Source organism: Stenotrophomonas sp. S41, assembly GCF_016624625.1.
GTDB lineage: Bacteria > Pseudomonadota > Gammaproteobacteria > Xanthomonadales > Xanthomonadaceae > Stenotrophomonas.
In genome coordinates, this window is record NZ_JACVTV010000003.1 from 47,754 (window position 1) to 59,683 (window position 11,930).

Sequence of the window (11,930 nt, forward strand, 5' to 3'; positions counted from 1 at the left end):
GCCGGTGGCCTGTGCGCTCACATCAACGCATCGGCCAACCGCGCGATGCCTTCGCGGCTGCGCTTCCAGGCCGGGCGCTGGCGCCACTGCTCCAGGTCCAGCAGGCGCGACTGGCGCAGGTAGTCGTCCTCGATGGCGCACAGCTGCTGCACCAGCGGGCGGTCGTAGCAGATCAGGCCGATCTCGGCATTCAGCGCAAAAGAACGGATATCCATGTTGATCGAGCCGAGCACGGCGATGTCCTCGTCCACGCTCATGTGCTTGGCGTGCAGGAACTGCGGCTCATACAGCGCGATCTGCACGCCACAGCGCAGCAGTTCCTCGTAGTACGCCTCCTGCGCCCACGAGGTCAGCCGCTGGTTGTTGCTGGCCGACAGGATCAGCTGCACCTTCACGCCGGACAGCGCAGCGATGCGCAGCGCGCTCAGCGTCGCTTCGTCAGGCACGAAATACGGCGTGACCATCACCAGCCGTCGCCGCGCCAGGTGGATCAGCGCCGCCACCGCATCGCGCGCGTTGCTGTAGGGGTACGCCGGGCCACTGGGCAGCAGCTGGGTGGCGATGTCGTCGCCGCACTCAGCCACGTCGGCGATGACGTCCAGGCGCTGCCCGGTTTCCATGTACCAGTCGCTGGCGAACACCGCCTCCAGGTGGGCCACCGCCGGGCCGCGCACGCGCGCGACCAGCTCGCGGTTGGGGTGGCCGGGCACGAAGCGCGGGCCGGCCAGGTTCTGCGAGCCGACGTAAGCCACTTCGTTGTCGATCACCGCGATCTTGCGGTGGTTGCGCAGGTCCATGCGCCCGCTGCGGCGCCAGCGCAGGCCGCCGGGCAGCATCGCCCGCACTTCGATGTCACGCGCCTGCAGGCGCTTGCGGTAGGCACGCAGGCCGCGCTTGGCACCCACCGCATCCAGCAGCACGCGGCACTGCACGCCGCGCGCGGCGGCACGCTGCAGCGCTTCGACGATGGCTTCGCCCACCGCGTCGTCGAACATCAGGTAGTACAGCAGGTGGACGCGGTCCTCGGCCTGGTCGATGTCGGCGATGAGGGTGTGCAGCGATTCGTCGTAGTCGGTGAGCAGGTCGACCGCGTTGCCGTGCACCGGCATGAAATCACCCTGGCGCTGCACCAGCGGCACGATCTCGGCGATGGCGGTGTCGGCGGTCGGGGTCCAGCGCAGGCGGTGCTGCAGCGCCTGTTCCTCGCGGATGACCTGCGACGCCTCGGCTTGCCGGCGGATGCGTTCGCGCGACAGCCACGGGTGGCCGAACAGCAGGTACAGCGGCAGGCCCAGCAGCGGCACGAAGCCGACCAGCAGCAGCCAGCTGCGCGCCGCCCCCGGCGTGGTGCGGGTGGGGATCCAGCACAGCGCGACCAGCCGGATGAGCCAGTCGATCAACAGCAGGTAGGAACCCAGCAGCCACTCGAACAGCATCGCGTCGCCCGTCGGAGGTGTGGGGTCATTCTGCCCAGCCTTCAACCGGCCTGCCAACCCAAAGCGTGCCGACCAACGGTCGGCACCCACCGGCACCCACCACAGGAAAGCCGGGCACAAAAAAACCCGCCACGAGGGCGGGTTTTTTCGGAAGCGACCAGCAATCCTTGCGGATTACTTGATCTTGCCTTCCTTGTACGGGACGTGCTTACGCACGACCGGATCGTACTTGGAGAATTCCATCTTCCCCGGGGTGTTCTTCTTGTTCTTGTCGGTCGTGTAGAAGTGACCGGTACCAGCGGTCGAAATCATACGGACCTTATCGCGCTTGCCTGCCATGATCGTCTACTCCTCAGACCTTTTCGCCGCGCGCACGCAGCTCAGCCAGAACGGAATCGATACCGTTCTTGTCGATGGTGCGCAGTGCATGCGCGGAAACACGAAGCTTCACCCAGCGGTTCTCGCTGGCAACCCAGAAGCGGCGCTCGTGCAGATTCGGCAGGAAACGACGACGGGTCTTGTTGTTGGCGTGCGAGACGTTGTTACCCGTCTGCACTCGCTTGCCGGAAACCTGGCATACGCGGGACATTGCGCACCTCGATAGTAAGTTGTGTCAGCCCGTAGCCCGGGAGACGGCGGCCTCGGTGGTTGCCCACCACACGTCAAGAGAATCAAAGGGTTACGCTGGCGTTGGGCGGCCGGGGACGTGCTCCCGGGGGCGCCGCCCGGGAGAAAACCGGACACAGCGAGCCGCGCATTATGCACGGGTTCAAGCACTTGCGCAAGTTACCCACAGGCGTGGGTCAGGGCGTGGCGATGAACAGCCCGCCCGAGCCGGGCGCCCGCTGCAATGCGTCGGGCCCCAGCCGCGCCCGTGCCGTGGTGATGAACAGGCGCCCATCCGGGGCGAAACACACTGCGCCCACGTGCGGCGCCGGTACCGCCAGCCGCCGCTGTACCGCACCGTTGGCCGCCAGTTCCAGCACGCAGCCCCCGCCCCACATCGCCACCCACAGGCTGCCCTGCGGCGACAGCGCCAACCCGTCGGGCTTGCCCGCTTCGCCGAGGAAATCGGTGACCACCCTGGGTTCGCCCAGGGTGCCTGCGGCCACATCGGCCGGGTAGGCCAGCAGGGTGCGGGCCAGGGTATCGATCACATACAGGGTATCGCCCGCGGGGCTGAACACCATGCCGTTGGCCACCCCCAGCCCTTCGGCCACACGCCGCACCGGCGCATCCACCGCTGTTGCATGGAACAGCGCGCCACGGCCGCCCAGCAGGCCCCGGTGCATCGACCCGGCCCACAGGCCGCCGCGCGCATCCACGGTCATGTCGTTCAGGCGGCAACCGGCACCCACATCGATGGTCGGCCCGGGCTGCAGGCCACCGTCATCGGCAATCCGCACGAAGTGCGTTTCGCCGTTGCCGACCAGGCCCTGCGGCGTCACCGCCAGCGACCAGACCGGCTCGGACAGCGGCGTGCGCACGCACGCCTGGCCATCCCAATGCAGCAGCGCCGGTGCGGTCGGCTCGACCCAGGCCACGCGGCCATCCTCCAGCACCACCGGCGACTCCCCCACCAGCGTTCCGGCATCGCAGGCCAGGCGCACGCCGCTGGCAGGTACCGCCCGCAGCGCCTGCAACCAGTGCCGCGCGCGTCGACCGACCTCGTCCGCGGCGCGACCGGGGCGATACAGGTCGGTACCGATGCCCACCGCACGCACGCCAGCCTGCCACAGCGCAGGCAGCGCATCGGTGGTGAACCCGCCCACGGCCACCAGCCGCGCCTGCGCCGGCAGCACCGCCGACAGTGCCGCAAGCCGCGGTGCGGAATCGTGCGCCGGAAATGCTTTCAGGTAGCGCGCGCCTGCGGCCAGCGCGGCAAACGCCTCGGTGGCGGTGCTGAAGCCGGGCATCGGCTCCATGCCGTGCGCGCGTGCCGCGGCAATCACCTCCGGGTTGGTGTTGGGCGATACGCAGAAGCGGCAGCCGGTGGCGGCCAGGGCTTCGACCTGGGCCACCTCCAGCACCGTGCCTGCGCCGACCCACAGGCGGTCGCCGAAATGCGCCGCCAGCAGGGAGATGGTGGCCAGCGGGTCCGGCGAATTGAGCGGGACTTCGGCCAGGCGCACGCCGGCGTCCACCAGGGCCTGGCCGACGGCCAACGCCTCGGAGCCGGTCAGCCCGCGCAGGATGGCCACCAGCTGTGTGTGTTCGATGGCCGCATCGAAGGCGGTGGCGTGTGCGGTGTTCATGGCGTTACCTGTGCGGCCCGGTGCAGGGCGAGGAAGCCGCGGGTCACGGCATCGTGGGACAACAGCGTGCGTGCACTGCCACCCAGGGCATGCACGGCGGCGGCGTACAGCGCGCACACCGGCGCAGCACCGACCATCGGCAGCGGCACCTGCAGCGCGGCGGGCCACAGCCTGCGCACGTCGGCCAGCTCGGCGCCGATCAGCACACCGCGCAGCCATGAGGCACCGTCCGGGCGCGGCAGCTGGCCACGGATCACCCGCGCGCGTGCGCCGAACAGCAGACTGCCCAATCCCAGCCCGCCCGCATGGCCGTGTTGCAGGCCATCGAAGAAGGCCGCGCCTTCCACGGCAGGGCCATCCACCACCGACGCCAGCAGCCCGGCAGCGGTAAGGCGGTCGAAGATTTCACCCGACATCGCGGTGAGGAAGGACACCACCGCCCCGCCCTGCAGCTGCACCCACTTGCTGTGCGTGCCGGGCAGTGCCACCAGCCCATCCAGCGGCAGGGCGCCACCGGCCAGCAGGCCGAGCAGCTCGGTTTCCTCGCCACGCATGATGTCTGGCGCGTCGTCCTGCGCACGCTGGCAGGCCAGCCCGGGCACGATGGCCACCGGCACCTGGCCGATACGGGTGTGGTGCAGCTGCGCGGCCAGCCGCTGCGGTGTGGCCGGGCAATCGGCGTAGCCGGCATCGCTCCAGCCGATGTTCGAGCCGACCATGCCACAGGCATACACCGCCGCCGCGTCGGGCCAGGCGGCCACGGTCTGCTCCAGCAGGGCCTGCATCTGCATGCGGTCCAGCCCGGCGATGCCGCGCGGCTGCTCCACGCTGTCCAGCATCCGCCCATCGGCGGCGATGAGGAAGGCGCGGAAATTGCTGCTGCCCCAGTTGATGCCGATGATCGGTGCATCGTTGTCGTGCATGCTCATCGGCGCGTCACTCCGGCGCCACCATCCAGCTGCACCACCGCGCCGGTCATCCAGCCGCTGCGCGGGGAGGCGAGGAACAGCGCGAGTTCCGCCGCATCGGCGGCGCTGCCCAGGCGCTGCAGTGGGTGCCGCTGCACGTTGCGTGCGCGGGCCGCGGCGGGATCATCGCTGCGCGCGAACGAGCCCTGCAGCATCGGCGTATCCACCGATGCCGGCGCGATCGCATTGACCCGGATGTTCGCTTCGGCCAGTTCCAGCGCTGCGGTGCGCGCCAGCGATTCCAGCGCCGCCTTGGAGGCCGCGTAGGCCGCCAGCCCAGGCGTGGCGTAGCGCGCGTTGATGGAGGACAGCAGCACGATGCTGCCGCCTCCATTGGCATGCAGGCCAGCCAACGCATGGCGCATCAACCGGCGCGCACCCAGCACGTTGACCGCTTGCACCTGCTGCCAGAGCGCGTCGTCGTCAGCCCAGGTGTCGGCCGGCGGGCACCAGCCCGCGCAGTGGATCAGCGCATCCAGCGGCTGGCCCAGGTGCGGCGCCAGCGCGGCGTCGACCGCACCGGCATCAGCCAGGTCGGCCCGTACCTGCGTGGTCGCTGCCGGCACCGGCTCGCGATCCAGTGCCAGCACCGTCGCCCCCTGCGCCTGCAGCTGTGCCAGTACCGCCGCGCCGATGCCGCTGGCCGCCCCGCTTACCCAGACATGCCGGCCGTGCCACTCACCCTGCATTGCGTCGTTGCCCATGCTCAGAACCGGTAGGTAAGGCTGGCCTTGTACGAGCGACCGAACACCACGTTGGTGCGCAGGCCCTCGTCATAGCCGTCGAAGGTGCGCTGCTCGCTGTCCAGCAGGTTGTTGGCTTCCACCTTCAACGACAGGCGGTCGCTGAAATCGTAGCTCATCGACGCCGACAGATCCTTGTAGGTGTCGTTGAAGATGCCGGTGGCCGCGCTGGACAGGCCGACCAGGTACTCATCACGCCAGTTGTAGGCCACGCGGATGCCGAACGGACCGTTCTCGTAATAGCCGATCAGGTTGGCATTGTTCTTCGACAGCCCCGGGAAGGTCATCGCATTGCCGTTGACGTCGGTGATCGGGGTCTCCGAGTCGATCCAGGTGTAGGTGGCGACCACGCCGAAGCCATCGAGCATGCCGCTGAACGGCACCTGCGCCAGCAGCTCGACGCCCTTCACCTTGGCCTTGTCGCCGTTGATCTTGCGCAGCACCAGGTAGTTGATGTTGTTGTAGGTTTCCGCGCTCTGCCGCTGCACGATGAAGGTCGACACGTCCTTGTAGAACAGGCCGGCCGAGAGCAGGCCCTGGCCGCCGTAGTACCACTCCAGCGACAGGTCGTACTGGGTGGCCTTGAACGGGTCCAGGTCCGGTGCACCACCGCTGCCGGTGCCCGGCGAGGTCTGCACGCCGTTGCCGTCGAACACGGCGTTGTTGTTGAGGGTCACGCCGTTGTTGAGGTCTTCGGTGTTGGGGAACGCCACCACCTTGGCCGCGCCACCACGCAGCACCAGGCTGTCGGTGATCTGCAGCTTGGCCACCGCCGAGGGCAGGACTTCGCGGTCGTCACGGTCGAAGGTGGACGGGGTGAGCGTGCCGTTGCCGCTGATCAGGTTGCCGCGCGAGGTCATGTCACGACCGACGAAGCGCACGCCGACATTGCCGCCCAGCGCCATGCCGGCCACGTCGGTATCCCAGTTGAGCTTGGCGTAGGCCTCGAGGAAATCCTCGTCCACGCGGAAGGTTGCCGCGTAGGCCAGTGCGTTGTTGCGCGGGTCCAGGCACTGCGCGTTCTGCGAGATCTGCGGCACGGTGGTGAAGCTTTCACAGCCACCGAAGGTGCTGCGGAAGGCGCCGAGGTAGTCGCGCGGCAGGCCGCTGAATTCACCGGGCAGGAAATCGTTGTTGCTGTAGACGCGGATGTACGGCGCCATCTGCGTGACCGGGATGCCGCCGGCCGGGCGGATGTCCGCGCGCAGCGGATCCTGCAGGCTCTCCAGGCGGCTGAAGCGGGCACCGAAATCCAGCGAGCGCAGCGGGCCGTCATCGAAGGCCAGGCTCCAGTCACTGCGCAGCGCGCGCGAGTCGGTCCTGGCCCGCCAGTAGTTGTCGAACATGATGGTCATGCGCCACTGCGCCGGATCGGTCACGTCCACGCCGCTGACGTTGAAGCTGCCGAAATTGCCGCTGCGCAGGTCGAAGTCGGTCACCGAGGTCAGGCCGGCCATCGGCGCCAGGCGCATGTAGCGCTGGTCGTACTTGGCAGTGGAACGGCCCCAGTCCAGTTCCACCGAACCATCCAGTCGTTCGCCGACGCGGAAGCTGGCGCGCAGCGCGCTGGAGATCGTGTCCGAATCGATGTCGGCCGCTTCGGAGTTGAGCAGCACGGTGCCGGTGGAGCGACCAGCCAGCAGGATGTCGTGCTCGGAGTAGACCGCGTTGCTCAGGCCTGCGGACGGGTTGAAGGCGATCCAGTAGCGGTCACGCTCGGCCTTCTGCCGCGAATAGAACGTGTCCCAGGTCAGCTCCACGCCGTCGCTGGGGCGCCACTGCAGCACGGTGCTGACGCCGACCTTGGTGCGGTCGTCGTCGATGTTCTGCGCGCGCATGTCGGTGCTGCCGAAGCGGGTGGTACCCGGGCTGGTCGGGTCGGTGTAGCGGGCATAGCCGGAGAACGTATCCAGGCCCTGCTGCACCACGTTGCGGCGACCATAGGTGGCCGAGACCAGCGCGCCGAAGCGGCGGTCATCGCTGCGGCGCGACACCAGGCCAAAAGCATTGTGACCCCACGAATCGGCCATCTCGTCATAGGTGCCGGCCACGCTCACCACGTTCTGCTCGGCATCGCCGGACAGCGGCTGCCGGGTATGGATGTCAACGATGCCACCGAGGCCACCGCTGAGCTGGTCGGCACCGGCCAGCTTGGTCACCTCCAGCCGCGAGATCAACTCCGACGGCACCAGCGAGAGCAGGCCGTAGGTGGACGTGGCCAGCTGGTCCAAGCCGTTGCCGCCGCGGCCGGTGGCGTCGACGATCTGCCGCCCGTTGTAGAGCAGGACGTTTTCCTTCAGGCCGCGCACCAGGATGTCGCTGCCCTCGCCCATGCCGCGCTCGAGCTGCACGCCGGCCACGCGGCCCAGCGATTCGGCGACGTTGGTGTCGGGCAGCTTGCCGATGTCGTCGGCGACGATCGCATCGACGATCTGCGCCGAGTCGCGTTTCAGGTCACGCGAGGCTTCCAGGCTGCCGCGGATGCCGACGACGCTGACGGCATCCAGGGTCTGCGCCTGCTGCTGGCCCTCGCCGGTGGTGGTGGCCGGGGCCGTGTCCTGCGCCGATGCCAGCACGGGCATCAGCAGGCAGGTCCCCAGAGCGGTGAACAAGGTCGAACGTGGAAAACGATGCATGGATCGGGCCCTCTCCCAAGGTTGGGACCCAGGCGGCACCGACCGGGACCGGCGCGGACCCTCCGTCCGCTGCCCCGCCCCACCCCGCTTGCCGAACTGCCACCTGGATCCAGCGCTTTTCCGGTCGTTGCTGCTGCACTGCGACTTGGCAGTGTTGTAGCTAATATAGCAATATGATTTGGCCGCGCACGCTGCAATGCAGCGAAGAATGACGGTTCCTTCGCGGCCCCGGCGGGAACCTCCCTTTCATGGTGTTGCTACACATGGCACACCCTTTCGACAAGGATCCGGCGCAATGGCCGCTCTGCAAGGTGTCTTCCCGATTCTTCCCACGATCTTCGATGCCCAGGGCGCCGTGGACGAGACCGCGACCCAGGGGGTGTTCGAGTACCTGCTGGCCGCGGGTGCCGCCGGCGTGGTGTTCCCCGGCCTGGCCAGCGAGTACGACATGCTGGACATGGAGGAGCGGCTGCACCTGACCGCCTGCATCGGCCGCTGGAACAACGGCCGCGTGCCGTTCATCGTCGGTGGCAGTGCGAAGACGCTGGACGATGCCGTGCGCCTGACCCGTGCCGGCGGCGAAGCAGGCGCGGCGGCGGCGATGGTGCTGACCCCGCACGCGCTGGCCGGTGACAACGAAGGCATGGCGGCGTTCTTCGCGCGCCTGGGCACCGAATCGGGCGTGCCGATCATGCTGCAGAACGCGCCGCCGCCGATGGGCGTGGGCCTGGGCGTGGATGCGCTGCTGGCCCTGGCCACGCAGGTGCCGGCGATCTCCTACGTCAAGGAAGAAACAATGCCGTCCGGGCATCGCATCACCGCGCTGTCCGAACGGGCTGGCGATGCCGTGCAGGCGGTGTTCGGTGGCGCGGGCGCGCGCTACGTGCTGGACGAGCTGGCACGCGGTGCGGTGGGTACCATGCCGGCCTGCGAGATCACCGAAGTCCACGTGGCGATGCTGGCCGCATACGCCGCCGGTGACCACGAGCGCGCACGCGTATTGTTCGAGCGCACGCTGCCGCTGCTGAGCATGCAGGCGGTGTTCCGCTGGCGGCTGACCAAGGCCGTGCTGCTGCGCCGGGGCATCATCGATTGCGACCATGTACGCGCGCCCGGCCCGGCGCTGGATGCCTGGGACCGCCGCGAACTGGATACCCTGTTGTCCCGCATCGCCGACCTGCTGCCGCTGGACGTTGTGCCCGGCCGCCCACAACGGACCCCTGCATGAGCGCCGTCACCCGCGTCGAAACCTTCATCCTCACCGTGCCACGCAGCACGCCCTACCTGGGGCCATTGGGTATCGGGGAAAGGGTCAACGAGCGTGGCTACCTGGTGCGCCGGGGCAACGGCACGCTGTACCCGACCGTGGACCGCTCGGTGCTGGTACGGGTGACCAGCGCCGACGGCGCCGTTGGCTGGGGTGAGACGTACGGCATCTGCGCACCGCGCGCGACCTGCGAAATCATCAACGACCTGCTGGCACCGGAGCTGCTGGGCCGCGAACCGGAAGATGTCGAGGCGATCTGGGACGACCTGTACGGCCTGATGCGCGTGCGCGGCTGCGGCAGCGGTTTCCACACCGATGCGGTCGCCGCGCTGGACATCGCGCTGTGGGACCTGCGCGCACGTGCCGCGGACCAGCCGCTGTGGTCGCTGCTGGGAGAGCGGCGCCACGAGCGCATCGCCGGCTACGTGTCCGGCCTGCCCGCGGCCACGCTGGAGGAAAAGGTGGCCATGGCGCGCACGTTCCAGCAGCAGGGCCATACCGCCTTCAAGGTGCACGCGGTGGTCAGCCACGACGGCATTGCCGAAGAGATGGCGGCGCTTCGCCAGGCACTGGGCGCGGACGCCCAGCTGATGGTCGACCTGCACTGGAAGTTCGATCTGGAGGGCGCGCTGCAGTTGGCCCACCAGCTGCAGCCAGTGGGCCTGACCTTCATCGAGGCGCCGCTGAAGCCGGAGGACGTGCCTGGACTGGTCGCGCTGGGCCAGCAGAGCCCGATTCCGGTGGCTGCGGGCGAAGAGTGGCCGACTGATTACGTGGCGAGGCCGCGCGTGGAAGGTGGAAGCCTGGCCTACGTGCAGCCGGAGATGGGCCACACCGGCATCACCCAGTTCCTGCGCATCGCCCGCCTGGCCGCCGCCCACGGCGTGCAGGTCGCACCGCACGCCACCATCGGCGGCGGCATCTTCATGGCGGCCAGCCTGCATGCATCGGCGGTGGTCGAAGGGCTGTGGCGGCACGAGTGGCAGCACTCGATCTTCTCGCGCTCGGTGCAGATGCTGGACACCGACATGGCCTATACGCAGGACGGCTACCAGCTGCCCAGCGGCCCCGGCTTGGGTGCGGTTCCCAACACGACGTTCTGGCAACACGCCGAAGCCGTGGCCTGACCTCAGCCGTTTGTAGCGTCGAGCCATGCTCGACTGCGGCCTTTGTAGAGTCGAGCCATGCTCGACTGTTTTTTCCGCGGTCGAGCACGGCTCGACGCTACAGAGACACGTGGTTACGCCGCCTGCTGCCCCACCAGTGTCATCGGCGAGCGACGTGCCTGGCGCAGTGCGATCCAGGCCAGCACCACCGCGATCGGGTGCAGCACCGCCATCAGCACGAACGCGCGGTCGAAGTTGCCACCGGCCACCAGATGCCCGACCACCTGCGCAGACACCATGCCGCCCAGCGCGCTGCCGCAGCCCACCAGCCCCGCCACCGAGGCGATGTAGCGCGACGGGAACAGGTCCACCGTCATCGTGGTCAGGTTGATCTGATAGGTGAGGTGGGCAAACGTGACCAGGCAGGCCAGCCCCAGCAGCACGGGGATCGGCGGATGCAGGGCCACGAAGATGCCGACCGGTGCCAGGCACGCCGCGCCGATCATCGTGCGCAGGCGGGCCTGCACCGGGTCCATCCCACGCTTCACCAGGCCACCGGAAATCAGGCCACCGCCGACGCTGCCGATGTCGGCGGCCACGTAGACGATCCAGGCCAGGGACGCGACCGCCATCAGGCTCATGCCGCGCGCATCGCCCAGGTATTTGGGGAACCAGAACAGGTAGAAGTACCAGACCGGGTCGGCCACGGCGCGCGAGGCGACCAACGCCCATACCGTGCGGTCGCGCGCCAACCGGCCCCAGACCCCTTTCATGCTCGGTGGCGTCGGTGCGGCCGCGGCCTCGTCGGCTGGAGACGCATCCGAAGCGCTGGCCGCCACTGCGGTCGACTGCTTTCCGGCGCCGCGCGGGTAGGCCCACCACCAGCCGATCATCCACACCAGCCCGGCCAGGCCGGTGATCCAGAATGCCGCGCGCCAGCCGTAGGCGATGGCGATGCCGCCGATCAGCGGCGGTGCCAGGGTGGCGCCGATCATCGCGCCGGCGGTGTACAGGCCCAGGGCAAGGCCGCGCTGGCGCGGCGGGAACTGTTCGGACACCACCTTGGTGCCGACCGTGTAGTTGCCCGGCTCGCCCAGGCCCAGCGCGAACCGCGCCGCCCCCAGTTCCACCGCGCTGCGTACGAAGCCGGTAGCGATGTTGGCCAGCGACCACCAGCCCACGAACAGCAGCAGCGCCACCCGCGCGCCCAGCCAGTCGGTGATGCGCCCGGCCATGACGTAGGCGGCGGCATAGGCGAACAGGAACACCTGCACCACCCGCGCGTACTCGATGTCGGACATGTCCAGGTCGGCCTGGATGGTCGTGGCCAGGATCGACAGCGCCTGCCGGTCCAGGTAGTTGATGACCGTGGAAAAGAACAGCAGCCCCAGCAGGACCCACCTGGTCTTGCCCGAGCCGCTCACGCGTTCCACCGCTTGGCCATCGACGACGCCTCCCATCGGAAGGCTGCAACGTATTGCTATTGTAGCAACAGGTCAAGTCGCACTGCGGCAGGCCT

General features: G+C 68.7%; 10 protein-coding genes. 2 read left to right on the top strand and 8 right to left on the bottom strand.

Features of this window, described 5'->3' with window-relative positions; genetic code table 11:
- Positions 1-17: 17 nt before the first annotated feature.
- From cls to IAE56_RS01350, 7 genes are all read right to left on the bottom strand, one after another.
- The gene (cls, locus tag IAE56_RS01320) at positions 18-1,436 is read right to left on the bottom strand and encodes a cardiolipin synthase (protein WP_200751169.1); all 1,419 of its coding nucleotides are present in this window, start codon (positions 1,434-1,436) and stop codon (positions 18-20) included.
- Positions 1,437-1,610: 174 nt separating this feature from the next.
- Positions 1,611-1,778, bottom strand: a complete 168-nt coding sequence (gene rpmG, locus IAE56_RS01325) for a 50S ribosomal protein L33 (protein WP_170272460.1) — start codon at positions 1,776-1,778, stop codon at positions 1,611-1,613.
- 10 nt (positions 1,779-1,788) lie between these two features.
- Positions 1,789-2,025 (bottom strand): 50S ribosomal protein L28, encoded by a 237-nt coding sequence (gene rpmB / locus IAE56_RS01330; RefSeq protein WP_005411638.1) that lies wholly within the window; start codon positions 2,023-2,025, stop codon positions 1,789-1,791.
- A 214-nt stretch (positions 2,026-2,239) separates the two neighbouring features.
- Complete coding sequence (locus IAE56_RS01335) at positions 2,240-3,691, bottom strand: 2-dehydro-3-deoxy-6-phosphogalactonate aldolase (protein ID WP_200751170.1); 1,452 nt, start codon at positions 3,689-3,691, stop codon at positions 2,240-2,242.
- The gene (locus tag IAE56_RS01340; RefSeq protein WP_200751171.1) at positions 3,688-4,620 is read right to left on the bottom strand and encodes a 2-dehydro-3-deoxygalactonokinase; all 933 of its coding nucleotides are present in this window, start codon (positions 4,618-4,620) and stop codon (positions 3,688-3,690) included. The genes IAE56_RS01335 and IAE56_RS01340 overlap by 4 nt, the downstream gene beginning before the upstream one ends.
- Entirely contained in the window at positions 4,617-5,363 is a 747-nt protein-coding gene (locus IAE56_RS01345; protein WP_200751172.1) for an SDR family oxidoreductase, read from the bottom strand. The genes IAE56_RS01340 and IAE56_RS01345 overlap by 4 nt, the downstream gene beginning before the upstream one ends.
- A gap of 2 nt (positions 5,364-5,365) precedes the next feature.
- Complete coding sequence (locus IAE56_RS01350; protein ID WP_200751173.1) at positions 5,366-7,984, bottom strand: TonB-dependent receptor; 2,619 nt, start codon at positions 7,982-7,984, stop codon at positions 5,366-5,368.
- Positions 7,985-8,333: 349 nt separating this feature from the next.
- Here IAE56_RS01350 and IAE56_RS01355 point away from each other — a divergent pair, with 349 nt between their 5' ends.
- Both IAE56_RS01355 and IAE56_RS01360 read left to right on the top strand, forming a co-directional pair.
- Complete coding sequence (locus tag IAE56_RS01355) at positions 8,334-9,266, top strand: dihydrodipicolinate synthase family protein (RefSeq protein WP_200751174.1); 933 nt, start codon at positions 8,334-8,336, stop codon at positions 9,264-9,266.
- On the top strand, positions 9,263-10,432 hold the full coding sequence (locus IAE56_RS01360) for a mandelate racemase/muconate lactonizing enzyme family protein (RefSeq protein WP_200751175.1): 1,170 nt from the start codon (positions 9,263-9,265) through the stop codon (positions 10,430-10,432). The genes IAE56_RS01355 and IAE56_RS01360 overlap by 4 nt, the downstream gene beginning before the upstream one ends.
- Positions 10,433-10,545: 113 nt before the next feature.
- Here the strand turns inward: IAE56_RS01360 and IAE56_RS01365 are convergent, their stop codons facing one another.
- Positions 10,546-11,871, bottom strand: coding sequence for an MFS transporter (locus IAE56_RS01365; protein ID WP_200751176.1), 1,326 nt, complete (start codon positions 11,869-11,871; stop codon positions 10,546-10,548).
- Between the last annotated feature and the right edge of the window lie 59 nt (positions 11,872-11,930).